This window comes from Vulgatibacter sp., from assembly GCF_041687135.1.
GTDB lineage: Bacteria > Myxococcota > Myxococcia > Myxococcales > Vulgatibacteraceae > JAWLCN01.
Window position 1 is genome coordinate 183692 of sequence record NZ_JAWLCN010000005.1, and the last position, 24688, is coordinate 208379.

General features: G+C 72.1%; 22 protein-coding genes. 8 read left to right on the forward strand and 14 right to left on the reverse strand.

The features are described 5' to 3' along the window. Nucleotides 1-50: 50 nt before the first annotated feature. Nucleotides 51-791 (reverse strand): ferritin-like domain-containing protein, encoded by a 741-nt coding sequence (locus tag ACESMR_RS14445; RefSeq protein ID WP_373047800.1) that lies wholly within the window; start codon nucleotides 789-791, stop codon nucleotides 51-53. Further along, nucleotides 791-1990: a hypothetical protein gene (locus ACESMR_RS14450; protein ID WP_373047801.1), complete on the reverse strand. Its 1200-nt coding sequence runs from the start codon at nucleotides 1988-1990 to the stop codon at nucleotides 791-793. The genes ACESMR_RS14445 and ACESMR_RS14450 overlap by 1 nt, the downstream gene beginning before the upstream one ends. Nucleotides 1991-2125: 135 nt before the next feature. On the opposite strand from ACESMR_RS14450, the gene ACESMR_RS14455 reads away from it, so the two are divergent. Further along, nucleotides 2126-3949 (forward strand): S16 family serine protease, encoded by a 1824-nt coding sequence (locus tag ACESMR_RS14455; protein WP_373047802.1) that lies wholly within the window; start codon nucleotides 2126-2128, stop codon nucleotides 3947-3949. Nucleotides 3950-4055: 106 nt separating this feature from the next. Here the strand turns inward: ACESMR_RS14455 and ACESMR_RS14460 are convergent, their stop codons facing one another. The 3 genes from ACESMR_RS14460 to ACESMR_RS14470 all read right to left on the reverse strand — a co-directional run bounded on the left by ACESMR_RS14460 (nucleotide 4056) and on the right by ACESMR_RS14470 (nucleotide 6097). After that, a complete protein-coding gene (locus tag ACESMR_RS14460; protein ID WP_373047803.1) occupies nucleotides 4056-4481 on the reverse strand; it encodes a hypothetical protein in 426 nt (141 codons plus the stop codon). A 304-nt stretch (nucleotides 4482-4785) separates the two neighbouring features. Next, on the reverse strand, nucleotides 4786-5325 hold the full coding sequence (locus tag ACESMR_RS14465; protein ID WP_373047804.1) for an Hsp20/alpha crystallin family protein: 540 nt from the start codon (nucleotides 5323-5325) through the stop codon (nucleotides 4786-4788). Between the two features lie 238 nt (nucleotides 5326-5563). Continuing rightward, nucleotides 5564-6097 carry a hypothetical protein gene (locus ACESMR_RS14470; RefSeq protein WP_373047805.1) on the reverse strand — a complete coding sequence of 178 codons (534 nt, stop codon included), beginning with the start codon at nucleotides 6095-6097 and terminating at the stop codon, nucleotides 5564-5566. Nucleotides 6098-6224: 127 nt separating this feature from the next. On the opposite strand from ACESMR_RS14470, the gene ACESMR_RS14475 reads away from it, so the two are divergent. Next, nucleotides 6225-7019 (forward strand): lysophospholipid acyltransferase family protein, encoded by a 795-nt coding sequence (locus tag ACESMR_RS14475; protein ID WP_373047806.1) that lies wholly within the window; start codon nucleotides 6225-6227, stop codon nucleotides 7017-7019. 27 nt (nucleotides 7020-7046) lie between these two features. After that, nucleotides 7047-7916: a hypothetical protein gene (locus ACESMR_RS14480; protein ID WP_373047807.1), complete on the forward strand. Its 870-nt coding sequence runs from the start codon at nucleotides 7047-7049 to the stop codon at nucleotides 7914-7916. On the opposite strand, the gene ACESMR_RS14485 is transcribed toward ACESMR_RS14480, so the two are convergent. Further along, the gene (locus tag ACESMR_RS14485; RefSeq protein ID WP_373047808.1) at nucleotides 7917-9254 is read right to left on the reverse strand and encodes a dihydroorotase; all 1338 of its coding nucleotides are present in this window, start codon (nucleotides 9252-9254) and stop codon (nucleotides 7917-7919) included. A gap of 70 nt (nucleotides 9255-9324) precedes the next feature. Here ACESMR_RS14485 and ACESMR_RS14490 point away from each other — a divergent pair, with 70 nt between their 5' ends. Next, a complete protein-coding gene (locus tag ACESMR_RS14490; RefSeq protein ID WP_373047809.1) occupies nucleotides 9325-9657 on the forward strand; it encodes a rhodanese-like domain-containing protein in 333 nt (110 codons plus the stop codon). On the opposite strand, the gene ACESMR_RS14495 is transcribed toward ACESMR_RS14490, so the two are convergent. Genes ACESMR_RS14495 through ACESMR_RS14505 form a run of 3 tightly spaced genes read right to left on the reverse strand, consistent with a single transcriptional unit; the run spans nucleotide 9651 to nucleotide 13862 of the window. Further along, nucleotides 9651-10898, reverse strand: coding sequence for an MFS transporter (locus ACESMR_RS14495; RefSeq protein ID WP_373047810.1), 1248 nt, complete (start codon nucleotides 10896-10898; stop codon nucleotides 9651-9653). The genes ACESMR_RS14490 and ACESMR_RS14495 overlap by 7 nt on opposite strands. 54 nt (nucleotides 10899-10952) lie before the next feature. Next, nucleotides 10953-12257: a wax ester/triacylglycerol synthase family O-acyltransferase gene (locus tag ACESMR_RS14500; RefSeq protein ID WP_373047811.1), complete on the reverse strand. Its 1305-nt coding sequence runs from the start codon at nucleotides 12255-12257 to the stop codon at nucleotides 10953-10955. Between the two features lie 42 nt (nucleotides 12258-12299). Continuing rightward, nucleotides 12300-13862, reverse strand: a complete 1563-nt coding sequence (locus tag ACESMR_RS14505) for a M20/M25/M40 family metallo-hydrolase (protein WP_373047812.1) — start codon at nucleotides 13860-13862, stop codon at nucleotides 12300-12302. Between the two features lie 97 nt (nucleotides 13863-13959). On the opposite strand from ACESMR_RS14505, the gene ACESMR_RS14510 reads away from it, so the two are divergent. The 3 genes from ACESMR_RS14510 to ACESMR_RS14520 are packed head-to-tail and all read left to right on the forward strand — an operon-like array spanning nucleotide 13960 to nucleotide 16324. Beyond that, entirely contained in the window at nucleotides 13960-15426 is a 1467-nt protein-coding gene (locus ACESMR_RS14510) for a cation:proton antiporter (RefSeq protein WP_373047813.1), read from the forward strand. Continuing rightward, entirely contained in the window at nucleotides 15423-15836 is a 414-nt protein-coding gene (locus ACESMR_RS14515) for an HIT family protein (RefSeq protein ID WP_373047814.1), read from the forward strand. Before ACESMR_RS14510 ends, ACESMR_RS14515 begins: the two co-directional genes overlap by 4 nt. A 50-nt stretch (nucleotides 15837-15886) precedes the next feature. Beyond that, complete coding sequence (locus ACESMR_RS14520; RefSeq protein ID WP_373047815.1) at nucleotides 15887-16324, forward strand: acyl-CoA thioesterase; 438 nt, start codon at nucleotides 15887-15889, stop codon at nucleotides 16322-16324. A 38-nt stretch (nucleotides 16325-16362) separates the two neighbouring features. Here the strand turns inward: ACESMR_RS14520 and ACESMR_RS14525 are convergent, their stop codons facing one another. The 4 genes from ACESMR_RS14525 to ACESMR_RS14540 all read right to left on the reverse strand — a co-directional run bounded on the left by ACESMR_RS14525 (nucleotide 16363) and on the right by ACESMR_RS14540 (nucleotide 20170). Next, nucleotides 16363-17490, reverse strand: a complete 1128-nt coding sequence (locus ACESMR_RS14525) for an alpha/beta hydrolase family protein (RefSeq protein WP_373047816.1) — start codon at nucleotides 17488-17490, stop codon at nucleotides 16363-16365. 32 nt (nucleotides 17491-17522) lie between these two features. Beyond that, entirely contained in the window at nucleotides 17523-18167 is a 645-nt protein-coding gene (locus ACESMR_RS14530; RefSeq protein WP_373047817.1) for a YIP1 family protein, read from the reverse strand. After that, on the reverse strand, nucleotides 18164-18526 hold the full coding sequence (locus ACESMR_RS14535; RefSeq protein WP_373047818.1) for a DUF2089 domain-containing protein: 363 nt from the start codon (nucleotides 18524-18526) through the stop codon (nucleotides 18164-18166). The genes ACESMR_RS14530 and ACESMR_RS14535 overlap by 4 nt, the downstream gene beginning before the upstream one ends. Nucleotides 18527-18604: 78 nt before the next feature. Continuing rightward, entirely contained in the window at nucleotides 18605-20170 is a 1566-nt protein-coding gene (locus ACESMR_RS14540) for a cyclic nucleotide-binding domain-containing protein (protein ID WP_373047819.1), read from the reverse strand. A 229-nt stretch (nucleotides 20171-20399) separates the two neighbouring features. Between ACESMR_RS14540 and ACESMR_RS14545 the strand changes: the two genes are divergently transcribed. Next, a complete protein-coding gene (locus tag ACESMR_RS14545) occupies nucleotides 20400-21512 on the forward strand; it encodes a sensor histidine kinase (RefSeq protein WP_373047820.1) in 1113 nt (370 codons plus the stop codon). 20 nt (nucleotides 21513-21532) lie between these two features. On the opposite strand, the gene ACESMR_RS14550 is transcribed toward ACESMR_RS14545, so the two are convergent. Next, nucleotides 21533-24685 (reverse strand): error-prone DNA polymerase, encoded by a 3153-nt coding sequence (locus tag ACESMR_RS14550; protein ID WP_373047821.1) that lies wholly within the window; start codon nucleotides 24683-24685, stop codon nucleotides 21533-21535. Nucleotides 24686-24688: the final 3 nt, after the last annotated feature.

A 24688-nucleotide genomic window follows, 5' to 3' on the forward strand; every position in this document is an offset into this window, starting at 1 on the left:
GGCGCCGGTGCGCCCGACGCCGCCCCATCGGATGCAGACGCGGCAGCCCGTCAGACCGCAGCTTCGCCGTGGGCTTCGAGACGGGTGGCCTCGGTGAGCCAACCCTTCACCAGCTGCAGGTGCCGCTGCTCCTCCTGCAGGGCGCGGCGGAACTCGGGCACGAGCTCGTCCTGCCCGAACTCGTCCGCCAGCTCGATCAGCATCTCCCACGAGGCGTTGTCCACGAGCTCCGCGGTGAGCAGCGCGCTGAGGCATTGGGGGATCGTGGTGCGTGGGTCGGTGATCACCTGCATCACGCCCATCGCCTGCACGCCCGCCATGTCCGCGCTCGGCGTCTCGGTGGTCGGGTCGGCGCCCAGCTTCTCGATCGCCTCGGCGAGGAGCTGCATGTGCTCCGTCTCCTGGTCCTGGATCTCGCGGAGCGCCTCCTCGTGGATGCCGATGCCGTTGCCGCCGCCCAACGCAGCGAGCTTGGCCCGCACCGCCTCGTAGAGGCGGGTGCCGGTGCGCTCGAAGGCGAGGCGCTCGCCCAGCTTGTCGAGGAGCACGGTGGGCTTCCTGCCGGTCATCATCGTGCCGGCGGCCTTCACTGCCCCCTTCACCGACGAAGGCGGCGGCATCGTGCCGATCGTCTCGCCGTTGCTCGAATAGGCCCCGCGCATCGAGGCCATGGCGCGCTCGTCGCCTGGCGGCACCCGCGCGTCCTGCGCGAACTCGAACATCTTCTTCGACTGCTTCGGCGACATCGCCGCGCCGGTGCGGTTCTTCCCCATGTCGACAGGCGTCTTCATCAATGCACCCCCACTTCGTGCGCGCGGAGCATCTGGGCCCGCTTGATCAGCTCGGTGCCCGGGATCCAGTGGTAGCCGGCGGAGACGATCTCGGTCGGCGAGCCGGAGGCGTTGACCATGCGGTTGTAGGCGAAGGTCGGCGACGTCGACGGCATCCGATCCTTCGGCACGAAATTGGGCCCGTCGGCGCGCAGATCGACCTGGTTCTCGAGGACGGTGCGCACGTAGTCGCGGTGGCTGGTGAAGTCGAGGGGCGTGGGCAGCGTCCGCGGCAGGATCTCCGCGGGGTCCCGCTTCTCCACCTTCTGGAAGAGCTCCATCACGAAGTGCAGGTGCCCCAGCTCGTAGTTCAGCAGCATCTCCCAGACCTGCTTGATCCGCGGGTTCGACTCCTGCTGGTAGCAGGAGAAGTAGCAGAAGACCTCGGTGGCCTCGTGGATCAGCCACTTCTCCATCCAGGTCTCGTCGGGATCGATGATCGACTCGTACTGGGTGACGTGCTGCTCCTCGATCGAGGAGATCTCGGCGTAGACCTGCCGCGCGACCGGATCCGCGTAGACGTTGCCGACGGTGGCATAGAAGTTCCGGGTCTGCTGCTCTGCGGCGAGGATGGTGGTCGCGTGGATCTTGGTGAGCGGGTCCGCCTTCTTCCTGTCGTAGGGCGTACGCAGATCGTCGAAGGGATGGCGGTGCTGCTCGACGGTGGGCCGTCCCGGCACCACGTCGGTGTAGCTCTGGAGGATGCTGTTGGGATCCTTGCCCTCGAGGCGATCCAGCAGCGCCGCGTAGCGGTAGAGGTGGTCGAAATCCTCGAGCAGGCCGAACTCGTAGACCTGCCGCATGTAGGGATCGGGCTCGTGCTGCGCGACGGTGGCGGTCACCTCCACGGCGACCTGCTCGTAGCCGATGGTGGTCTCCAGCGCGCTCTGGTCCGCAGGCAGCAGCCAATTGACCAGCGTCTGCTGGTGCTGCTCGACCCGGCGGACCATCGCCAGCTCCCGGCGCAGATCGCGGTTCATCCGCGCGAATTGGTGCTGGAAGATCCAGGACTCGTTCTCGACGCCGTTCATCAGGATCACGCGGATCCGGGTGAACGCGTCGTCGTTCAACTTGCTGATCGGCGTGCGGACGAGATCGGCCCAACTGAACTGCTGCTTGTCGAGGGGGATCCCCCTCTCCTTCATCAGGTCGAGTGCCATTCTTCCTCCTTGGGCGGGAGCAGGAGGTTGACGCGCGCTCCTCCCGGCGTGAACCCCGCGGCTGGGGCGCCGCTCTCGTGGGGCGCTCCCACTATCCGCAGCACGGAGGAGCGTCGCTCGTGGGAGGATCGCCCGATGCGCAAGGAAGCGGCGGCACCGGATCCCCGGCTCGACGAGGCACGCCTGCTGGTGGAGGCAGGCTTTCTCGGCGACGCGCGCCGGCAGGCGGAGAGCCTGCGGGCCGAGCGCCCCGACGATCCCGAGCGCCTCGCGCTCCTGGTCTGGATCGACCAGCGGCGCGGCGCGATCAGCCTGGCCCTCGACGGCTGGCGCAGGCTCCACGAGGCGCGGCCCAGCGGCGGCGAAGCGGTGGCGCTTCTCGCCAGGCTCCGGGTCGAGGAGAGCGGCGCGGTGGCGCAGCGCAGCGATCGGCCGCTGGTGCGGCGGGTGCTGCGGCTGGTGGCGACCGGGCAGAACGATCGGGCGCTGGTGGCGAGCGCGCAGGGGCGCGCCGCTGCCACTGCCGGCGGCGACCGTGAGCAGCAGAAATTGCTGGCGCTGATCGAGGCGCTGGTCCACGAGCTCGCCGGCAGGCCTTCCGCAGCCGTGGCGGTGCTCACCGCCCTCGGCGAGGATCCCGCCTTCGCGCAGGACGTGGACAGGCTCGCGATCCTCGCCAGGGTCTGCGAGCAGGCCGGTGACGCCGCCGGGCTGCAGGCTGCGGAGCGGGTGCTGGGCTTCCTCGCCTCGTCGGGGATCGTCTCGGCCTTCCCGCGGCTGCTGCAGATCCGCCGCTCCCTCGGCGACGAGGCAGGCGCCACCGCCGTGGAGCGTGCGTGGGAGGAGGCCTTCCGCAGCCGCATCCACCGCTTCAGCGCCGCCGAACGGATCGCCGCCGCCGCCCGGTGCTACGTGACCGCGGAGCGCCTGGCGCTGCTGGAGCTGCCGGCTGCCGCCTCCCTCGAGGATCCGCTGCAGCGGGCGATCGCGCAGGTGGTCGAGGGGAAGGCGGAGGCGGCGCTCCCGCATCTCGGCAGGACGCCCGCCTGGCGGGCGGAGGCGCTGCTCGCCCTGGGCGACTGCCACCAGGCCGCTGCTGCAGCAGCGGAGGCGATCGTCGCACGGCCGGACGTTCCCCACGCGCTGCTGCTCGCGCGCTGCGCCGGCGAGGGGATCGAGCTTCCGGCGCCGGCGCTGGGGGCAGCCCGGCAGATCCTCGCCGGCGTGCGGGCCAGCGGCGTGGCGCTCCCGCCCTTTCTCGAGGCGGCGGCACGGATCGAAACCCGCTGCGGCGGCGCCGAACGGGCGGAGCGGCTCCTCGTCCGCGCAGCCGCTGCCCGGCAGCGCCAGTGGCCACCGCCGGGACTGGTCCGCGCCGCGGCGATCTACACCATGCCCGGCAGGCAGGTGGGGTTGGTGCACGATCTGATCGCCCGCCCCCTGCCCCCTGGCGGCAGGGAGCGCGGCCGCCTCGTCGACGCGGAGATCCACGGCGAGCTCGATCGCGGGGTGCGGCAGCAGCTCCGGCGCATCTTCGCCGCGGTCCGCGAGACCCTTGCCGCGCGTTATCCGGAGCGCGCCGCCTGCTTCGATGCGTGCGGCTGGTCGATCCACTTCACCAAGGAGGACGAGCCCTCCGGCGGTCCGTCGCTCGGGCTCCCCGCAGCGATCGCCTTCGCCTCGGCGCTCCTCGACAAGCCGGTGCCACAGGGCCTCGTCTTCACCGGCGCCGTGAGCTACGACGCGGCGGCGCACCTGGCCGTGCGGCCGGTGGGCGATCTCGGCAAGAAGATCGAGGCGGTGCTCCACGCGGGCGCGGAGCGCCTCGTCTTCCCGGCGGCGCAACGCGAGGAGGCGCTCTCGGCGCAGGTGGTCCCCGCTCTCTTCGCCAGGGAGGTGGCCGCGCCGGTGGGCTCGTTCGACGAGGCCCTCGCCCTGGTCCTCGGCGACGAGCCCTGAAGCGCTCGCCCCCTCCATGACGACGGGCGACGACGAGGGGCAACGACAGCGGGGCCCTCCGTCGCCGGAGGGCCCCGCAAGAATCCCGCAGTTGCGGGAACCCGGGTCAACCCTGGGTGGTCTGGGGCCCCCCGTTGATCGAGGACCAGTTCGGCTGCAGCGGCGCCTGCATCTGCTGGTGCATCGGCGTGCCGTAGCCCTGCATCGGGCCGTAGCCCATCGGCGCGTAGCCGTACTGGGTCGGATGGGCGTAGCCCCAGGGCGCCATCGGGTTGTAGTTGGCGTCGTAGCCGTAGCCGGTGTGCGAGAGCCCCTGGTTGTAGGTGGGGACGTAGCCGACGGGGCCCATCGGCCGGTAGCCGTAGCCATAGCCGTAGGGGTAGCCGCCCTGGAGCTGCAGCGGGTTGATCCAGCCGTAGCCGGGGGTCCCGGCGAGCGGGTTGTAACCGGTGTGCGAGAGTCCGCCCGGCCCGATGCCGTTGGGAGCGAACGGGAAGAACTGGGGAACCGCAGTCACGTAGGGAACGAACATCGCAGCCTCCATCGTCGTGCCGAGTCGTACCGGAGACCAGCCCCTCGGCGTGGGCGGTGGCCTCCATCCCGCGGCCTCTGCCCTCGTGGCAAAGGTCCGTCTCGTTGCAGCAGCGGCACTCCACTCCTGCAGAGCGACTGCGGTGTGGTGGATCGCGTCCACCAGCTCCTGCAGGCGCTGCCTTTCCAGATCGTCCATGGCTTCCCCCAGCGCCGGCGCCGTGCGAATGGCGCGTGGGCACACCCCTGCTGCCGCGTCCTCCACCAGGGAGGCGCGCCGCATGGTCGATGGCTCGTGTTTCCGGCTAGCGGTGGCCTTCGCTCACGCCCTCGCGGCGGCGCAGCTGCACGTGGAGCACGCCGTCGTGGAGCGAGGCCTCCACGGAGTTGGTCTCGATGCCCGGCGGCAGGGCCACCCGCCGCTCGATCGGTCCCACGGGACGCTCGAGGGCGGTGGGCCTGGCGCCCTCCGGCAGCTCGCGGTGGCGGTGGGCCCGCACCACGAGGACGGCGCCCTCGAGGAGGAGCTGGATCGACTCGCGACGCACCGCCGGCAGATCGACGTAGAGGTGGAGGGTGCCGCCTGCCTCCCAGCAATCGACCGCCGCCGCAGCTGCAGGCGCCGGCTGCTGCGGGAAGACCGCCTGGTGGCCGTCCCGGTGGAGCATCTTCGCCAGCTGCTCGAGGGCGTCCTCCGCCACCCGGCGCGGCTCCCGCTCCGGCGGGATCGGTGCCACCGGCCTGCCGTTGCGGGGCAGGTCCCGCCCGGTGATGCTGCGATAGATGCGCGCGACGTCACTCAGAGCGGCGTCGACGTTGAGCGTACCGTTGCCAAGCGGGTGCATCGGCTTCCCCCCCGGATTGCCTGCTGCGTGTTTCGTGTGCGGCGATGAGTAGCAGCCTCCGCCGCGGGCAGAAATCCTCTGGGTGGGCCGCCCTTCCGCGGCGTTCCGAGCGTGAGACCGGGCGGGCGGTGGGCGTTCACCACTGGATGGGCGAGACGCTCGCTGCCCGACGAAAGCACGACGGCCTGCCCCCGGAAGGGAGCAGGCCGCCTCGTTTCGGGCTGCGGATCGCGAACGATCAGTAGGACTCGTCCTCGTCCATCGCGCCGCCGTCCATGTCGTCGGAGGGCATCTCCATGGTGCCATTCGGCTCGGCGGCCCCGGGCATGTCGGCGGGCGGCGGGCCACCCTCGCCGCGGGGCCGGGTCATCCCCTCGGGCTTCTGCCAGCCGGTGGAGCCGCTGGTCTTGCTGCGGACCTCGTCCGCCTCGCTCCCGGTGAGGATCTCGATCCGGCTGGCCTGCTCGGCACCGGCCTCCGCCTCGTAGCTCACGCGCACCGGCATGCCGGGCGCGAGCTGCGGCCAGCTGAAGGGCTCCTCGTCACGGACGAGGTCGGTCGTCTCGGTGCGCTGGAAGCGCAGGGGCTCGCCCTGCGGATCCTCGGCGTCCTGCACCGCGATGAAATCCTGCTGCACGTCGACGATCGTGCCTTCCTTCGTCTCCTCGAGGCCGGCAACCGCCCCCTCGACGTCCTTCTTCGCCTCGCTGGTCCCGGCGCAACCGGCCAGCATCAGCGCCGCCACCCCCACACCCAGCATCACCTTCCGCATCATCGGTTCCTGTCCTCCTCGGCCCGTTCGCCTGCCTGGCCGCCGCTCCAGAAGGTGGACAGGGGGTCGTCGGCCCGCAAGCGCCCCATGACCGGGGGATGACAGGACGGGGACTAGATTTGCCTACATGCGCCGCGTGCTCCTCGGGATCTACACCTACGCCGAATTCTTCCTCGCCGCCCTGCTCTTCGTGCCGGTGCTCGGCCTCGTCGCCCTCCTCCACCGCGGGGATCCCGCCTGCCGGATCCGCGGCAGGTGGATGCGCCGCTTCGGCCGCTTCACCTCCGCCCTGACGCCCCTCTGGCGCTTCTCGGTGCGGGGCGAGGCGCCTCCGGGGATCCGGGAGGGAAGGGCCTTCGTGGTGGTGGCCAACCACGAATCGACCGCCGACCCCTTCCTCCTCTCCTGGCTCCCGTGGGACATGCGCTGGGTGGCAAAAGTGGAGCTCTTCCGGCTGCCGCTCATCGGCCTGCTGATGCGGGCAGGTGGCGACATTCCGCTCCGACGCGGCTCCCGCGAGAGCGCCGAGGAGATGCTCGAGGCCTGCAGGCGGACCCTCGCCGCCGGCGTGCCGGTGATGCTTTTTCCCGAGGGGACGCGCTCGCCGGACGGCAACCTGCTGCCCTTCAAGGACGGCGCCTTCCGCCTCGCTCTCGAGGCCGGCGTGCCGATCCTGCCGGTGGCCCTCGCCGGAACCCGCAACTGCAGGCCCAAGGGCTCCTTGTGGTTCGGCGACGCCAGGGCGGTGGCGCAGGTGCTGGAGCCGATCCCCACCGAGGGGCGCGAGCTGGCGGCGCTGCGGGAGGAGGCCCGCACCCGGATCGGCGAGGCCGCCGCCAGGCTGCGGAGCGAGCTGGATCCGGGAGGCGAACGCGAGCTTCGAGCGTTGCATCGGGTGGCGCGCGGTGCTAGCGGGCGCTAGATGCTGCGATTGCGTCGGAGGTAGGCGGTGACGAAGGCCAACGTGGAGGTTCGCAAGGCGGGCAACGAGCTCCTGCCGCTGCTGGTGCTGGGGCTCACCTCGATGGCGCTGGTGGGCGGGATGGCCTACGCGGTCCAGGCCCCGGACACGGCCACCTCGATCGCCCGGACCGCGAAGGTGGTCTTCGCCGTCCTCGGCGGCGGGATCCTCGCGATGGTGGCTGTGGCGTTGAGCCGCGGCAGGCCCTTCGATGCAGTGGCGGAAGTGACCGACGGCGGCGTCTTCCTCGTCCACGGGGGCAAGCGCCGGGCGATCCCGCCGGGTTTCCGGACCGTCTACGTGATCCGCGACGGCGACCGCTGGTCGGTGGAGATCGAGCGGCGGGCTTCGGTGCTCCGGCTGCTCGCCGAAAGCCGGGAGGAGGCGGAAGCGATCGCAGGCGCCCTCGCCGGCACGGAGCGGATCCCCGCGGCGCTCTACCGCCTGCGCAAGAAGGCCGAATACGCCCTCTTCGTCTCCACCTGCACCCTGTGGGTCTTCGTCTACGCCGGGCTGGTGGCGCTCCCCGAAGCGCCGATCTTCGGCGTGCTCTTCACCCTGGCGCTGCTGCCACCGACGATCTGGGTGACGCTCAAGGCGGTGCCCACGCAGCTGGTGGTGGCGCCCTACGGCCTCATGATCATCGACACGTGGCGCGTGCGCCAGGTGCCCACCGCGGAGCTCGTGGACGGCAGGGTGGTGGACGACGACGCCGTGCGGATCACGTTCACCAACGGCGCGAGCCTCAAGCTCACCGAGCTCGCCGACCACCCGCGGGATCGGGAGGCGAAGACCTCCTCGCCCCCCGCGGAGCGCTTCGAGGCGAGCCTGCAGCAGCTGCTCCGCCCCGCTGCCTGATCAAGCGATCGGCAGCGCCTCGGTGAAGCGCACCGCCTCGCCCATCGGCGGCGCGGTGATCTCACCCTCCACCTGCACCACGTTGCCGCGGATCACGGTGGCCACCGGCCAGCCGTGGACGCGGTAGCCGTCGAAGGGCGTCCACCCGCAGCGGCTCGCCTGGTGGAGGTTGGAGATGGTGCGATCCGCCTGGAGATCGACCAGGGTGAGATCGGCGTCGTAGCCCACCGCCACCCGGCCCTTGCCCGCGAGGCCGAAGACCCGCGCCGGCCCCGCCGAGGTGAGGTCGACGAGGCGCTGCAGCGAGAGGCGCCCCTGGTGCACGTGCTCGAGGAGCAGCGGCAGGAGCGTCTGCACGCCGGGCATGCCCGAGGGCGAGGCGGGATAGGGGCGGTCCTTCTCCTCGCGGGTGTGGGGGGCGTGGTCCGAGCCGATCACGTCGACCACGCCGCCGCGCAGCGCGAACCAGAGCGCCTCCTGGTGCCTGCCGCTGCGGATCGGCGGGTTCATCTGCGCGTAGGTGCCGAGCTTCTCGTAGCAGGCGGGCGCCCGCAGGGTGAGGTGCTGCGGGGTCACCTCCACGGTGGCGATCTGCTTGCTCGCGGCGAGGAGCTGCATCTCCTCCTGCGTGGTGACGTGGAGCACGTGGACCCTGCGCCCCGCCTGCCTGGCGAGGCGCAGCAGCCGCTCGGTGGCGAGGAAGGCGGTCTGCTCGTCGCGCCACACGGGATGGGTCTCGGGCCTGCCCTCCGCGGCGAGGGCCTTGCGTTCGCGCAGGCGGGCCTCGTCCTCGCAGTGGACGGCGACGCGCCTCGTACCGTGGCGCAGCACCTCGAGGAGCGCCTCGTCGTCCTCCACGAGCAGATCGCCGGTGGAGGAGCCCATGAAGATCTTCACGCCGGCGCAGCCGGGCAGGCGCTCGAGCGCGCCGAGATGCCGGGCGTTCCCAGCGGTGGCGCCGAGGAAGAAGGCGAAGTCGCAGAAGGCGCGGCCGCTGGCGCGGCGGACCTTCTCCTCGAGATCCGCTGCGGTGGTGGTGCCCGGCTTGGTGTTGGGCATCTCGAAGATGGCGGTGACGCCGCCGAGGATCGCCGCGGCGGTGCCGGTGCCGAGGTCCTCCTTGTGCTCGAGGCCCGGCTCGCGGAAGTGGACCTGGCTGTCGATCACGCCGGGGAGCAGGTGGAGGCCGGCTGCGTCGAAGGTCTCGTCGGCTTCTGCGGTGGCGAGATCGCCGATGGCGGCGATCCGTCCCTGGCGGATGCCGACGTCGGCTTTGCCGATGCCGTCGTGGTTGACGAGGGTGCCGTTGCGGAGGAGGAGGTCGAAGGTGGTGCTCATCGCGGCGCACGCTACTCGACGGGGCGCGTCCATTCCACCCCTGCAGGCCGCATCTGCTATTGAGCTACGAATGATTCGAGAGATTGGACCCGAGGAGCTGGCTTCGCGGCTCGCATCCGGCGCGCCGACGCGGCTGGTCGACGTGCGGCAGGAGTGGGAGCACGAGATCGCGGCGCTGCCCGGCAGCGAGCTGCTGCCGCTCGATGCGCTCGCCTACGGCGACGAGACGCTCGAGCCGCGGGGCGGGGAGGAGCTGGTGGTGGTCTATTGCCACCACGGCGTGCGCAGCCTCACCGGCGTGGCGCTGATCCAGCGGCAGGGATGGACGGGGGAGATCGTCTCCCTCGCCGGCGGGATCGACGCCTGGTCGCTGCGGGTGGATCCGTCGGTGCCGCGCTACTGAGCGAGGCGCAGGCGGCTGCCGAGGAGGGCGTAGGCCGCTGCCACCGCCGCCATGCCGACGGCGAAGATCCCCCACAGCGTGAGGGGATCGCCGCGCAGGCCGTCGTAGGCCACGCCGCCGAGGAGCGGCCCGAGGCTGAGGCCGAGGGATTGGGTGAGGCCGAAGAGGCCGAAGGCGCGGCCCATCCGCTTCGGATCGCCCAGGGTGGCGGCGAGGTCCGAGAGGGCCGGCGCGAAGATCACCTCCCCCAGGGTGAGCACCGCCATGCCGAGGGCGAGGCCGACGAATCCCGCCGCCGCGCCGAAGAGCAGGTAGGCGGCTGCGTAGAGCGCAGCGCCCAGGACCAGCGTGCGGCGCATGCCGAAGAGGCCGACGAGCTGCACCGCCGGGACCTGGAAGAGCACCACCAGCACGCCGTTCACCGTATAGAGCAGGCCGACGTCCGCCTCGGTGAGACCGAGCTCGGTGGAGGCGTAGACCGAGAGCGTCGAGAAGATCTGGACGGTGAGGATCGAGGCGACGAGGACGAGGCCGAGGTAGAGCGCGAAGGGGCGGTTCTCGCGCAGGGCGGCTGCGATCGCTCGCGGGGTGAAGGGCTCGGCGCTGCGGGCGGCGCTGCCGCCGCCGTCGGGGATGGGGAGCACCGCGAGGATGGCGAGGAGCGTCGCCGGCGCCGCCACGAAGAAGAGCGCGCCGTAGGATTGCGCCGCGAGGAGGCCGCCGAGGGCGGGGCCCACCGCCCAGCCGAGGTTGACGCCCATGCGCTGCAGGCCGAAGGCGGCGACGCGGGCCTGCGGCGGCGCCAGCTCGGTGACCGCGGCGCTCGCAGGCGGCTCGAAGATCGCGCGCAGGAAACCGGCCAGCACCACCAGCCCTCCGACCAGGAGGACGGGTCCCTCGGCGAGGACCGCGAAGCCCAGGGCCGCCATGGTGAGCATGCGGAAGAGGAGCCCACCCACCATCACCTTGCGCCTGCCGACGCGATCGGTGAGCTCGCCGGCGACGGCCTGCCCCACCGCGGAGCAGATCCCGGAGAGGAGGTAGACGAGGCCGAAGGTGGCGCCGCTCGCCCCGCGATCCCGCACCAGGTAGAGCGCCAGGAAGGGCATCACCAGCGAGAAGCCCATGGTGTTGATCGAGCGGGCCAGCGCGAGGCGCCAGATCGCGGGATCGAGGGCGAGGAAGCCGGCGAGGAGGCGCGCCGTGACGCCGCTGCTCTGTGGGGCCTGGTGCTCGGACATCGGGTGGGGCGGCTATAGCCCAGCGGCCCCGCTCGCGTCGAGGAGGCGGGTCCTTCAGGCGAGGCGGACCAGCTCCCGCTCGAAGTCCGCCACCAGCGCCTCGGGCTCCGGGAGGCGCTGCGCGTCGGCGCCCACCGCGAGGCGGAGGCTGCCGGCGTAGGAGAAGAGGCTGAGGCCCAGGCCGATGCCACCTGAAGCAGGGACCCAGAAGAGGAGCGATTCGACCCGCCCGCCCGCCAGGGTGCGGAAGTCGGTGGGGCCGGCGACATTGGTGAGGACGAGGGAGGCCTTGGTCGAGAAGAAGCGCACGCCGAGGGCCTCGAGCTCCGGGGTGGCGAGGCCGAGGGCGTGGAGCAGGTGGAAGGCGACGATCGCCTCCGGGCTGCGCTTGAGCGCCTCCATCCGGGCCCGGGCCTCGGCGAGGCGGTGGCGGGGGCCCCGGATCCCGACGGGCAGATCGAGGAAGACGAGGCCGAAGTGGTTGCCCAGCCTTCCGAAATCCTCGGGCGGCCGCAGGTCCACGGGGACGAGGGCGCGGAAGGAGAGGCCGTCCACGCTCTCGCCGCGGGCCTGGAGCACGTGGCGCAGGGCCCCGGCCGCTCCAGCGACGAGGAGGTCGTTGAGCTTGCCCTTCCCCCGGTGCGCCGCGTCGCGCAGGGGGTCCAGGGGCAGCGGCGCGGTCCAGGCGGCGCGCTTGCTGCCGCTCAAGGGACCGCGGAGCGAGGTGGGCGGATCGGGGGGCAGGAGGAGGAGCCTGCCCAGCGAGGCGGCGCCGCTCACCCCGCGGCGGGCGAGCTCGATTGCCTGGCCGGGATGCTCCAGCAGATCGCCGAGGCCGGCCTGCTGCCGGGAGAGGGAACGGTGGAGGAGCGGCGGCTCGTCGGAGGCCCCCTCGGTGAGCGAGAGGAGCACGTGGAGCAGCGCGGTGCCGTCGCCGTAGGCGTGGTGGATGCGGCAGACGAGGGCGCTCCCCGTCCCGAAGCCCTGCACGAGGTGCATGCGCCAGAGCGGCCGATCGGGATCGAGGTGGGCGCCGAGGAGCTCCGAAACCCGGCGCTGCAGCGCGCCCTCGCTGCCGGGGGGCGGGAGCCGCTCCTCCACCACGTGCCAGTCGAGATCGAGGGCGGGCGCCTCCTCCCACTGCGGCAGGCCGAGATGGCGCTCGACCACGCAGGAGCGGAAGGGGGCGAAGCGGAGGAAGCGGCCGCGGACCACCTCGCGGAGCCGCTCGACCGCGAGCGGCGTGGCGAAGGTGAGGAGCGCGACCACGATCATCGGGTTGCCGGGCTCCTCCATCCGCAGCCAGGCGCTGTCCACGCCGGAGAGCGGCACGCGCCGCAGCTGGCTCCAGGTCACCATGGCCGCCTCCCCCGTCTTGAGGGGAAGGTGTGCATCACCCCTTCAGCCGGCGGCGGCGATCGTCTGCGCGAGCTGGACGAGCCAGCGGGTGTGGCGCGCGATGTTCTGCCGGGAGGTGAGCTCCTTCTCGCTCTCGGGGGCGAAGTAGCCGGTGCCGAGGTTGGCCACCGGGATGCCGCGCTCGAGGAAGGGATCGACGCCGGTGCCGCCGCGGATCGGGATCCGCTGCGGCTCGACGCCGATCGAGCGGAGCGCCTCCTCCGCCCACGCCACCAGCTCCGGGTGCTTCGCCAGCGCGGGGCCCATGTTGACGTAGAGGTCGGCCACCTCCACCGGCAGGCCGTGGACGGCGCAGACCTCGCGAAGGTGGCGCTCCCGGGCCTGCAGCCCCGCGGTGGTGAAGTCGCGGAGGCGGTAGTCGAGCAGGAGGACGTCGCCGCTGTGGCCCACGCGGTGGGGGTTCGAGTAGCCCTCGAAGCCCTCGCTCTCCTGGGAAAGGAGCGGCGTCGGCCCCGGGGCATCGAGGAAGTGGCGGAGGTGGGCGACGAGGCGGATGACCGCGTCGGTCTCGCCGGGCTGCGGCGCGCCGTGGGCCACCGCCTCCACGTGGGCGCCGCGCCCGCGGTGGGGGGCGATCTGCGCCTCGAAGGCGGCGAGGAGATCCGCCTCCGCCCGCTCGTCGGTGACGGCGAAGGTGATCCGGGCATTGGCCTCGAGGAGGGGATCGGTCTCGAAGGCCACCGGCACCACGTCGCGCCGCCCCTCGAGGGCGGCCATCGCCCGGGCGAGGATCACGGTGGCGTTGAGGTACCCCTCCTCCTTCGCGGTGGCGCCGTGGGTGTTGACGCCGGTGGCGGCGAGGGTGATGCGGCGGGTGCCCTCCGCCTGCAGGGGTAGGCCGGCGATGCGGACGCGGCCCCGGGAGGCGTTGAAGTTCTCGACGTTGATCTCGAAGGGCGCGAGGCCGTCGACGGTGTAGCCGAAGCGGACCCCGCGCTGCTCCAGCACCTGCGCCAGACCCTCCACCGCCTCCATCCGGCCGATCTCCTCGTCGGGCCGGAAGACGAGGACGATCTCGCCGTGGGGGATCTCCGGGTTCTCGCGGAGGACCCGGGCGAGCGTCATCAGCTCCGCCATCCCGAGCTTGTCGTCGAGGCCGACGGGGAAGTCGCCGGGGCCGTGGAGGAGATCGTCGCCGACGAAGTGGCGGAGGTAGGGGTAGTCCTGCGCGGAGACGTGGAGCCGCTCGTTGCGGGGATAGGGGACGCGATCGCCCTTCCAGCCGTCGATGCGGTGGAGGTGCGGCACCGCCTGCGTGCCGTGGGCGGTGTCCATGTGGACCATGAAGGCCACCGCCGGCACGCGGTGCTCGACGTTGGCGGGGATGCGGACGAGCAGGTTCCAGTAGTCGTCCTGCTCCGCCTCGTAGCCCAGGCCCGCGAAGAAGGCCTTCAGATGGTCGGAGAGGCGCCGCTGCCCTTCGGTGGAGGGGATGGTGTGGCTCGACTCGTCGCTCTGCGAGTCGAGGGCGATGACCTGCTCGAGGTGCTCCGTGCCCCAGGTGGCGAGGGTCTCGAGGTCCTGCTTCGGTTCTCTGGCAGCCATGCGTGCGCCTCCTCTTTCGGCCGGAGGCCCATCATGCCAAAGGGCGGATGCTTTTCGGTGCGTCGGTTGGAGGGCTGATTGATGCTAGGTTCGGCCCGTGGCCAATCCGACCGTCATCCTCGCCGTCCTCTCGCTGCTGGTCTTCGTGGGCCTCGGCCTCGAGCAATTCTTCCGCCGCACCGGCGTCCCCGACGTGCTGGTCCTCCTCGGGCTCGGCATCGCCGCAGGGGCCACGGGGCTGGTGGACGTGAGCCAGATCGGCGGCCTCGCCAAGGTCTTCACCACCAGCGCGCTGGTCCTCATCCTCTTCGAGGGCGCGATCCAGCTCCGGCTCGCGGATCTGCGCAGCGCCTTCTCGGGCACGCTGCGGATCACGCTGGTGGGTTTCCTCGCCGCCATGGTGGCGCTCACGGTGGTGGGCGTCGTCTTCATGGGGATGCGGCCGCTGGCAGGCATGCTCCTCGGCGCGATCCTCGGCGGCACCTCCTCGGCGGTGGTGATCCCGATCGTGCAGGCGATGAAGCTCGAGCGGGACACGCGCACCGTGCTCACCCTCGAGTCGGCCTTCACCGACGTGCTCTGCATCGTCTTCGCCCTGGCGCTGGTGGGCGCGCTCTCCGCAGGCGAGGTGAACGCCGGGGAGATCGGCACCCAGCTCGGCCTCGGCTTCGGCGGCGCGCTGCTCCTCGGCGGCGGGATGGGACTGCTCTGGGCCTGCGGCCTCAAGGCGATGCGGCAGCGGCGGGTGAGCTTCGTGGCGATCGGCGCCGCGGTCTTCCTCGTCTACGCGCTGGCGGAGGCGCTGGGGACCTTCGGGGCGATCGCCTGCCTCGCCTTCGGCGTGGTGCTGGGCAACGCGCCGGCGGTGGCGAAGGGGAGCAGCGCCGCTGCGGGGCTCGAGCTCGCGCCAGGCGAGCGGCTCTTCCTCGCCGAGGTGGCGTTCCTGCTCAAGGTCTTCTTCTTCGTCTACCTCGGCGCTTCGCTGCAGCTCGGCGCGTGGCAGCCCTGGATCTACGGCGCGCTGGTCACCGCGGCGATCTTCGCCTCGCGGCCGCTGGTGGTGCGCCTCGGCCTGCCCCGGGCGGTGACGCCGCGCCGGGATGCCCGGGTCGCCTCGGTGCTCGCACCCAGGGGGCTCGCCGCGGCGGTGCTGGCTTCGGTGCCGGTGCAGGCGGGGATCGCCGAGGGCCAGGCGATCGAGGCGGCGGCGGTGGGGGCGATCCTCTTCAGCATCACCCTGGCGTCGGGGCTCGTCTTCGCGATCGATCATCCCTTCGTGCAGCGGCTCTACGAGCGCTTCTTCCGGGGCTATCCGGAGGCGGTGGAGGTGGCGGCGGAGGCAGCCGGCGGGGCGGTGGTGGCGATGGTTCCCGCCGCTGCGCCGCAGCCCCACGAGATGGCGGAGGTCGCTGCGGTGGCGCTGCCCCACGAGGTGGCGACCGAGGCGCCTTCGCCCTCGGCTGGTGCAGTGGCGGCGCTCGAGGGGCCTGCAGCGCGGGACCCGCTCGCGGAGCCGGACCCGTCGCTCCCGCTCTTTCCCGACGGGCGCAAGGAAGCGGGTTGAGCTGCGTCTTCTGCAGGATCGTGCGGGGCGAGGTGCCCGCTGCGATCGTCTGGGAGGGGGAGGACGCCCTCGCCTTCCTCGACCACCGGCCGCTCTTTCCCGGCCACGTGCTGCTGGTGCCGCGGGCCCACCACGAGACCCTGGTCGATCTCCCGGCGGCACAGGTCGGCCCCTTCTTCGTGCAGGGCCAGCGGATCGCCGCGGCGGTGGAGCGGGTGGTCGGCGCGCAGGGCACGTTCGTGGCGATCAACAACCGGGTGAGCCAGAGCGTGCCCCACCTCCACCTCCACGTGGTGCCCCGCACCAGGGGCGACGGGCTCAAGGGCTTCTTCTGGCCCCGGCATCCCTACCGCGAGGACGCGGAGCGGGAGGCGGTGGCTTCCGCGCTGCGGCAGGCGCTGGCGCCGTAGCTCGTCGCGCGGAGGTGGCGCAGCGGCGGCGATGGGTTATCTATGCCGCGATGCGCTTCTACGAGACGACCCACGGCGTCTACTTCGACGACCTCGACGCCTTCCAGATCCTCCACAACGCGCGCTACGTGCTCCTGATCGAGCGGACGATCGGCTCCTTCTGGAAGCAGCTCGGCCAGCGCGGCGGCCTCCTCGACTTCGCCGCCAACCCCGACATGAGCCACCTGGTGCGGGCCAACCACATCCAATACGACCGGCCGGTCACCGGCGTAGGCGAGGTGCGGGTGCGGATCTGGGTGGAGAAGCTGGGGAGCACCAGCCTCACCTTCGGCTTCCGCGTGCTACCGCTCGACGAAGACGTCGACTACGCCACCGGCAGCAGGGTGCTGGTGCGCATCGATCCCGAGACGCGCAAGCCCGTGCCCTGGACCGACGCGCTGCGGGAGAAGCTCGCGCCCTACCGCCGGGATCTGAAGCGGGAAGGGTGAGCGCGAGCGAGGGCTGAGGGCCCAACGCGCCGCAGCTTTCAGCGCCTTGCGGCGAGGAAGGAGAGCAGCTCCTCGATCACCGCCGGATCCACGTGCGCGCCGATGTCGCCGGGGCGGATCTTCATCCAGTCCGGGTTGTCGATGCAGTTGAGCGCGTGGGTGACGCAGGGAACGATCCGGGTCTCGTGGGGCGAGCGCTCGCCGAAGTGCGCTGCCCAGGCCTCGGTCTCCGCCTGCGGCACGTTCCAGTCGTAGCCGCCGGAGAGGACGAGCAGCGGCCGGTCGAGGGCGGCGGCGAGGGCGGGTGCCTCCTCGCCGAGGCGCAGCCAGGAATTCCAGTAGGCGACGGGCAGGCCGCCGATCCGCGTGCCGGCGAAGGTTCCCTCGTGGAGGGCGGTGACGTCCGCCGCGATCGCGCGCACGTCGGCGAGGGCGGCGTCGATCTGCGCCTCGCTCGCGCCGGTGGCGACGAGGATCTCCTCGAGCTTCTCGGCCTGCTGGACGAGGGCCCTGTCGATGGTGACGAAGGGCGCGGCGAGCATCACGCCGGCGCGGAGCTGCGGGTGGTCGGTGAGGAGCCGGGGGGCGTAGCTGGCGCCCTTGCTGTGTCCGACGAAGAAGAGCCGCTCGGCGTCGACTTCCGGCTGGGTCGCCAGGAAGGCGAGGCCGCCCTCCACGTCCTCGACGAAGGTGTCGATGGTGACGGCGTCGGGGTCGATGGCGGCGTAGCCGTTGTCGGCGCAGCCGTTGAACGGGCCGCAGCTCCGCTTGTCGAAGCGGAGCACCACGAAGCCTGCGTCCTGCAGCGCCTGGCCGTGCTCGGCGAAGACGGGGATCTCGACGCCGAAGCTCATGCCGAGCTGGCCGCGGAGGGTCTCGTCCCGGTCGTTGGGGCCGCTGCCGTGGGCGAAGATCACCGCCGGGAGCCGCTCGCCCTCCACGTGCGCGGGGATCTGGAGCGTGCCCACGTGGAGGAAGCCGTCCGCCGCTGCGGAGGCGAAGGAGACCTCGCGGCTGCTGGCGTCGACGGGGGTGCCGGTGGCGCCACCCGAGCCGCCGTCTCCACCGGCGCCCCCGCTGCCGCCGGCGCGGGGCTGGAGCGCAGCCTGGCTTCCGCCGCAGGCTGCGAGCAGGATCGAGAGAAGGACGTAGCGAACGCAGCGCATCTTGGCACCCCCATGCAACGACGCGCGCTGGCTCAGATCGCCAGGAGCGCCAATTTGGTCAGAATCTCGGCGGCGACGATGCCGCCTACCGCCGCAGCTGCCAGCCGCGCCCCGCGCAGGCCGGCGGCGGTGCGCATTCCCGTGACCAGCAGGGCCACGAACCAGGCCACGAAGGGCAGGGTCAACAGCGCGACGACGACGACCGCGGGCGGGACCGCTCCCTGGTCCACCTGATCGAAGCGCGCGCCCACCCCGCCGACCAGCGCTGCCGCGAGGACCAGGGGAACGCGGGCGACACCCACCGCGGCGAGGAAATCGACGAAGCGCCCCTGCCGGGCCACGAGCCGGGCCGCCCCCCAGAGGACCAGCGCGGTGGCGGGCCAGGCGAGGAAGTGATCGACGAGCGCCACGCTCCACGGGACCTGCGCGTCGACGAGGTGGAGATCGAGGGCGCCGTCGAAGCGGATCCGGAGGAGCGAGAGGAGCAGCCCCGCCGCCGCTGCAGCCACGCCGACGAGGAGGGCTATGTGGGTCGGGAGCAGCTCGAGGGGCTGGAAGAGCCAAAGGCCTGGCCGGGCCCGGGGCCGGCGCAGGGCGGCGAGGAGCCGCTCGGCCTCCGCCGGCGCGAGCTTTCCTGCAGCCAGCATCTCGAGGATGCGCTGGTGCTCGCCGCTCATTCGAGCTCCTGCAGGCGGCGCGCGCCTTCCTTGACGGTCATCGTGCCGCCGGCGATGGCGTCGAGGATCCGGCGGCGCTCCTTCTCGGGATCGCTGGTGGGCACGGTGAGCCGCGCGATGATCTCGTTCAGCCGGTTGCGGACGGTGGGGTAGCTCTGCCCGCGCAGCTGCCCGAGCTCCTTGAGGCTTCCCGAGGAGCGGACGAAGGCGAGGACGAAGTCGAGGTCGTCGCGGGAGAGGCGGAGGAGCTCGGGAAATTCGAAGCGCCCCTCGAGCTGCATCTCGCAGCGGGCGCAGGCGAGTCGCGTCACCTCGAGGGCCGAATCGCAGGCAGGGCAGGCGGTGGGCAACCGGGACATGGACCCTTTTTCCCACTTCGCCTTCATTTTCGTCAATCGGACTTCAATAAAATTGAAGTTCGACTTTGCGAACCTGCGTCACCCCGCCCGGCGGCTGCGCTCGTCCTCGTCATCGTCGAGGCCGAAGAAATCGCGGATCCGCTCGAGCAGATCGAGCTTGGCCGCGGCGAGCTTCTGCGGCTCGATGGTGCGGTCGAGGTTCTCGCGGATGGCGCTGATCTCCATCCGCCTGCGGGCGAGGTGCTCGGCCAGCGACTCGGCGAGCTGCGGGCGGTCCCGCACCACCTGCTCGAAGGCCGCCTTGTCGAGGCGGTAGCACTCCGCGTCGTCGAGGGCGACCACGGTGGCGGAGCGGCGGGCGCCGGTGAGGAGCGACATCTCGCCGAAGAAGCTCCCGGCGGCGAGGCGCGAGACCTCGCTCTCGTGGCCGCTCTCCGCGCGGATCCGCACGCTCACCTCGCCGGCGACGAGCAGGTAGAGCCAGTGGGCCTCGGCGCCCTGCCTCGTGATCGTTTCGCCTGCGGCGAAGGGCACGTAGCTGAGGTCGGCTGCGAGCCGGCGGCGGTCGTCGTCGGTGAGGTCGCGGAAGAGGTCGACCCGGGCCAGCGCGTCGCGGCGGCGCTCGCGATCCGCTTCGCTCTTCTCCACCTTCCGCTCGTTGCTCTCCTCGGTGAGGAAGACGGCGTGGGCGGGCATCGAGAGCGGGATGCCGGCGCGCTTGAGGGCGAAGGTGACGCGGACCCGGACCACGCTGTCGATGGCGTCGTCCTGCGCTGGGTCGGTGAGCCAGTAGCGGACCGCGTAGCGGGCGTAGCTCTCGCCGAGCTCCAGCAGGATGCAATTGGGCGCGGGATCGGCGGCGACGTGATCGATCGGCCCGCTCCGCAGCGCCGATTCGACCACCCGGATCACGTCGCCAGGTCCGGTGCGGAAGTCGACGTTGAAGTGGACCCAGCGGCGCCAGCGCACGGGCCTGCCGTCGCGGCGGCCCACCACGGTGACCTGGTTCTTCACCAGCGAGCCGTTGGGGACGAAGACCGTCTCCCAGTTGCGGGTCTCGATGGCGGTGTAGCGCCAGCGGATCTCGGTGACGCGGCCGGCGAGCTGGCCCACCTGGATCCAGTCGCCGATGCGGATCGAGTGATCGGACTGCACGGCGAGCCCCGCCACCAGGTTGCCCAGGGTGTCCTGGAGGGCGAGACCGATCACCGCGGTGACGATGGCGGAGGTGGTGAGCAGGCCCGAGACGTCGTAGCCCACGCGGCTCGCGACGGCGAAGAGCGCGGCGATGCCCGCTGCCGCCATCAGCACGTCCTGGAGGATCTTCGGGAGCGCGAGGTGGAGACGCGGCAGCACCACCGAGAAGAGGAGCGTGCCGAGGATCCCCACCGCGGCGAGCGCCGCGCAAGCCAGGGAGGCGAGGCGGAGGTCGCGGTGGACTTCGGGCTCCGTTCCCCGGAGCAGGACGCCTGCCACCAGCAGCGCCAGGTGGGCGAGGGTGAGGAGCACCATGCCGCGCACGCGGCGGCGCTGCGCCGGCGGGGCGAGGTTGCGGATGAGCGGGATCGCGAGGGCCAGCCCCGCGAGAAGGAAGGCGGTGTAGTCGGCGCGGGCTTCGGTGGCGAGGGCGGACCAGAGGGGCATGGCGGGGCGGTTCCGGCCTCGGGGGCATTGGGGGAGGGAGCGCCGGACTTCCCCCAGCATGCAGGAGGCGCCGTCCCGCACCAAGCAGGAAGGGGGCGCACGGCAGCCTGCCGGCTGGGCCGGCGTGGTGGGGGGCGTGTCCACCGGGGGCGCTACGCCGGGGCACCGCCCGCCGGCCCGGGGGGGCCGATCGGGAGCGGCGGCCCTACTTCTTGAAGCGGAGGTGATGGTGGCGTCGCTGGGAGAGCTCTTGTGTGCCCACACCGAGGAACTGGTCGAGCGCTGGTACCGGCGCTGGCTCGAGGAGGGGCCCGCACGGCCGGACCTCACCGAGGCGGTGCTCAAGGATCACCTCGCCGTCCAGCTGCGGGCCCTGGGGGAGGCGATGGCCTCGGGGGAGCTGTCGGTCGAGTCGGCGGGGGCGCTCTGGAAGGAGCCGGGCAGGCTCGCACCGGAGGACCGGGTTCGCGACGACGTCCCGATCGAGGAGCTGGTGCGGGAGTACGCGTTCGTGGTGGAGGAGATCCGCTCGTGGCTCGAGGAGCGGGGGGAGACGGTGCCCTTCGGCGAATACTCCCTCTTCTCCGTGGCGATCTTCGAGCTCACCGCCGAGTCGGCCCGGCGCTATGCGACCTACCAGGCGGAGCGGGTGAGCCGGGAGCGCTCGCTCTACCTGGCAGGTCTCGCCCACCAGCTGCGGACCCCGATCTCGGTCCTCCAGCTCTACGTGCAGCGGGCCGAGCGGGGCCTCGACCTGAACGAACCGGCCACCCTGTCCCGGCTCCGCCGCACGGTGCGCCGGATGGTGCGGCTCGTCGATGCGGTGCTGCGGCTCGAGCGCTTCCGCCCCGAGGAGCTGCCGGTCCACCCCGAGGAGCTCTCGCCGGCGCAGGTGGTCGATCAGCTCGTCGCCGACTACGAGCACGACGCGCACCGCAAGGGGCTGCGCCTCGACGTGAGCGGCAACCGGTCGCTGCGCATGGAGGCCGACCCCGACCTGCTGGCCGACGCGCTCGGCAACCTGATCGAGAACGCGATCAAATACACGGAGCACGGCTTCGTTCGGGTGTGGCTCGAGGAGGAGGAGCGGCAGCTCGTCTTCGCCGTCGAGGACTCGGGGCCGGGCATGAGCCCGGAGCGGCGCGACAGCCTCTTCCAGCCGGTGCAACCGGGCAAGCCCGGTGGCGTCGGCCTGGGGCTCACCATCGCCCGGCGGGCCGCCCTCGCGCAGGGCGGCAAGCTCGTGGTGGAGAGCGAGGAGGGGCGGGGCACGACCTTCCGCCTCTGCCTGCCGTGGAAGGTCGAGGCCCGCGCCCCTGTCGCCGAGGTGAAGGAGGCGTAGGGCACGCCGCCGACGCGCCTTCAGCGGAAATCCCGGGAGCCCGGCAGGTCCTCGGCAGGGCCGTGGAGCGCGCGGAAGCGCCGGGCCTTCACCGTCGCCACCCCGTCGACGTTCTGCAGCGGCCCCTCGATGAGGAGCAGGGGACTCGCGAGGATCGTGGTCCGCTGCTCGTGGAAGAGCTCCGGCTCGATCACCGCGTTGGCAAAGCCCGTGTCGTCCTCCACGGTGAGGAAGACCATGCCCTTCGCGGTGCCGGGGCGCTGGCGGATGATCACCTGCCCGGCGATGCGCACCCACCTGCCGTTGCGCTCGGCCAGCACCGCGCCGGCGCGGGTGACGCCGAGGGCGTCGAGCTGCGGGCGCATCCGCTGCACGAGGTGGGGCCCGACGGTGAGGCCGGTGGCGCTGTAGTCGGCGAGGGTGCGCTGCAGCTCGCTGAGCTCGGGGAGCGGCGAGGGTCCTGCCGGCGGCGGCGGCGCCAGCGGGCCGCCACCTGCCAGCGCCGCGCGGACCTCCCAGAGCGCCTGGCGGCGGGTGAGGCCGAAGGCGGCGAACGCCCCCGCCTCTGCGAGCAGCTCCGCCCGGCGCACGTCGAGCAGGGCGCGGTTGCAGACCTCGGAGACGGTGGCGAAGGGCTTCTGCGCGCGGGCGGCGACGATCCGCTCCGCCGCCTGGGAGCCCAGGCCGCGCACCGATTCGAGGCCGAGACGCACCTCGAGATCGCCCAGCACCTGCGCCTTCGCGTCGGAGAGGACGACGCAGGGGGTGCGCACGTGCACGCCGTGGCGCTGCGCGTCCTTCACCAGCGTCGCCGGCGCGTAGAAGCCCATCGGCTGGTTGTTGAGGAGCGCCGCGAGGAAGACCGCCGGGTGGTGCACCTTGATCCAGAGGCTGGCGTAGACGAGGAGCGCGAAGCTCGCAGCGTGGCTCTCGGGGAAGCCGTACTCGGCGAAGGAGCGGATCCCGACGATCACCTCCTCGGTCGCGTCCTCGCGGAAGCCGTTGCGCTTCATGCCCGCGCGCAGGCGATCCTCGAAGCGCTGCATCATCTCCTTCGAGCGCTTGTGGCTCATCGCCCTTCGCAGCTCCTGCGCCTCGCCGCCGGTGAAGTCGGCAGCCACCATGGCGATGCGCATCAGCTGCTCCTGGAAGAGCGGCACGCCCATGGTCCGCGCCAGCACCGGCTCGAGGGAGGGATGCGGGTAGGTCACCTCCTGCCGACCGGCGCGGCGGGCGAGGAAGGGATGGACCATCTTGCCGACGATGGGGCCGGGGCGGATCAGCCCCACCTCCACCACCAGGTCGTAGAACTTCCGCGGCTGCATCCGCGGGAGCGTCGCCATCTGGGCGCGGCTCTCGATCTGGAAGACGCCCACGGTGTCGGCCCTGCAGGCGGCGTCGTAGACCGCGGGGTCGTCCGGCGGGAGCTGGGAGAGATCGCAGGGCTTGCCCCGGGCCTCTAGGATCTTCACCGCGTCCTCGAGGGCGGCCATCATCCCGAGGCCGAGCAGGTCGATCTTGATCAGCTTGAGCTGCTCGCAATCGTCCTTGTCCCATTGGAGCACGGTGCGGTTGGGCATCGACGCGGGCTCGAGGGGCACGATCTCGTCGAGGCGCCCCCTGGCGATGATCATCCCGCCGGAGTGCTGGGAGAGGTGGCGCGGCAGCGATTGCAGCTCGCCGCAGAGCTGGAGCAGCTGCTCGAGGCGCTGGTCGGTGGTGCGCAGGCCCGCGCGCTCGAGCTGCGCCTGCGGCTCGTTGCTCTCGTCGCGCCGGTACTCGAAGTGGGAGTGGCCGCGGGCGAGCTTGTCGATGGTATCGGCGGGGATCCCCAGGACCTTGCCTACCTCGCGCACCGCGGATCGGCCGCGGTAGGTGATCACCTCGGCGCACATCGCCGCGCCGGCCCGGCCGTAGCGCTCGTAGACGTATTGGATCACCGCCTCGCGCCTGTCGCCGGAGGGCAGGTCGAGATCGATGTCGGGCCATTCGCCCCGCTCCTCGGAGAGGAAGCGCTCGAAGAGCAGGCCCATGCCGATGGGATCGACCGCGGTGATCCCCAGCGAATAGCAGACCGAGGAGTTGGCTGCGGAGCCGCGGCCCTGGGTGAGGATCCCCTTCTCGGCGCAGAAGCGGACGAGGTCCCAGACGATGAGGAAGTAGCCGGCGAGCTCGAGCTTGCCGATGAGGGCGAGCTCGTGCTCGATCTGGGCGCGGACGCGGCCGTCGAAGCGCTTGCCGTAGCGCTTGCGGGCGCCCTCGAAGGCGAGGCGCTCGAGGAGGGCCTGCTCGGTGTCGCCGGGCTCCACCGGGTACTTCGGAAATTCGTAGGGGAGCGCGTCGAGGGTGAAGGCGCAGCGCTCGGCGAGCTGCACGGTGCCGTCGATGGCGTGGGGCAGATCGGCGAAGCGCCGCTCCATCTCCTCCGGCGGGTGGAGGTGGCGATCGGCGTTGCGGGAGAGGAGCGTCCCGGCGGCGTCGAGGGTGACGCCCTCGCGGATGCAGGTGAGCAGATCGAGGATGCGGCGCTCGGTGGGCAGCGCGTGGCGCACGTCGCCGGTGGCGGCGACGAGGAGGCGGTGCTTCTCGGCGAGGGCGAGCATCTGCCGGTTGCGGCGCTCGTCCCTGGGATCGAGGTGGCGCTGCACCTCGGCGACGGTGCGCTCGCGGCCGAGCCTGCGCACCACCCGCTCCGCCGCCTCGACGTCGGCGCAGGCGCCGAGGAGCGCGGTGAGACCGTGGGCGTGTTTCGCCAGATCCTCGAGGGAGACGGCGTGGGTGCCCTTCACGTGGCGGGCGTGGGAGCGGGTGTAGAGGCGGCAGAGGTTGCGGTAGCCGTCGGCGCTCTCGACGAGGAGGCGCACCGAGCCCACCCCCTGCACGTCGATGTCCCCCGCCACCAGCGGGCGGACGCCGGCGTCCCGGGCGGCGGCGTGGAAGCGGGGGCTGCCGTAGAGGCCGCCGTGGTCACCGCAGGCGATCGCGCCGTAGCCCAGCGAGGCAGCCTGCAGGGCGAGGTTTTCGGGAAGCGAGGCGCCGCGGAGGAAGGAGAAGGCGGTGCGGGCCCGCAGCTCCACGTAGCGGACGCGGGCCTTGTGCCGCGGCGCCGCAACGGGGCGGGAGCGGAGCTGCTGCTTCTCGGCGATGCGCTGGTTGGTCTCCCAGGTTCCCATCTC

Bases quoted from the DNA above. Each gene is read 5' to 3' on its own strand.
- ACESMR_RS14445 (WP_373047800.1), bottom strand. From the start codon at position 791: ATGAAGACGCCTGTCGACATGGGGAAGAACCGCACCGGCGCGGCGATG.
- ACESMR_RS14450 (WP_373047801.1), bottom strand. From the start codon at position 1,990: ATGGCACTCGACCTGATGAAGGAGAGGGGGATCCCCCTCGACAAGCAG.
- ACESMR_RS14455 (WP_373047802.1), top strand. From the start codon at position 2,126: ATGCGCAAGGAAGCGGCGGCACCGGATCCCCGGCTCGACGAGGCACGC.
- ACESMR_RS14460 (WP_373047803.1), bottom strand. From the start codon at position 4,481: ATGTTCGTTCCCTACGTGACTGCGGTTCCCCAGTTCTTCCCGTTCGCT.
- ACESMR_RS14465 (WP_373047804.1), bottom strand. From the start codon at position 5,325: ATGCACCCGCTTGGCAACGGTACGCTCAACGTCGACGCCGCTCTGAGT.
- ACESMR_RS14470 (WP_373047805.1), bottom strand. From the start codon at position 6,097: ATGCGGAAGGTGATGCTGGGTGTGGGGGTGGCGGCGCTGATGCTGGCC.
- ACESMR_RS14475 (WP_373047806.1), top strand. From the start codon at position 6,225: ATGCGCCGCGTGCTCCTCGGGATCTACACCTACGCCGAATTCTTCCTC.
- ACESMR_RS14485 (WP_373047808.1), bottom strand. From the start codon at position 9,254: ATGAGCACCACCTTCGACCTCCTCCTCCGCAACGGCACCCTCGTCAAC.
- ACESMR_RS14490 (WP_373047809.1), top strand. From the start codon at position 9,325: ATGATTCGAGAGATTGGACCCGAGGAGCTGGCTTCGCGGCTCGCATCC.
- ACESMR_RS14495 (WP_373047810.1), bottom strand. From the start codon at position 10,898: ATGTCCGAGCACCAGGCCCCACAGAGCAGCGGCGTCACGGCGCGCCTC.
- ACESMR_RS14500 (WP_373047811.1), bottom strand. From the start codon at position 12,257: ATGGTGACCTGGAGCCAGCTGCGGCGCGTGCCGCTCTCCGGCGTGGAC.
- ACESMR_RS14505 (WP_373047812.1), bottom strand. From the start codon at position 13,862: ATGGCTGCCAGAGAACCGAAGCAGGACCTCGAGACCCTCGCCACCTGG.
- ACESMR_RS14520 (WP_373047815.1), top strand. From the start codon at position 15,887: ATGCGCTTCTACGAGACGACCCACGGCGTCTACTTCGACGACCTCGAC.
- ACESMR_RS14525 (WP_373047816.1), bottom strand. From the start codon at position 17,490: ATGCGCTGCGTTCGCTACGTCCTTCTCTCGATCCTGCTCGCAGCCTGC.
- ACESMR_RS14530 (WP_373047817.1), bottom strand. From the start codon at position 18,167: ATGAGCGGCGAGCACCAGCGCATCCTCGAGATGCTGGCTGCAGGAAAG.
- ACESMR_RS14535 (WP_373047818.1), bottom strand. From the start codon at position 18,526: ATGTCCCGGTTGCCCACCGCCTGCCCTGCCTGCGATTCGGCCCTCGAG.
- ACESMR_RS14540 (WP_373047819.1), bottom strand. From the start codon at position 20,170: ATGCCCCTCTGGTCCGCCCTCGCCACCGAAGCCCGCGCCGACTACACC.
- ACESMR_RS14550 (WP_373047821.1), bottom strand. From the start codon at position 24,685: ATGGGAACCTGGGAGACCAACCAGCGCATCGCCGAGAAGCAGCAGCTC.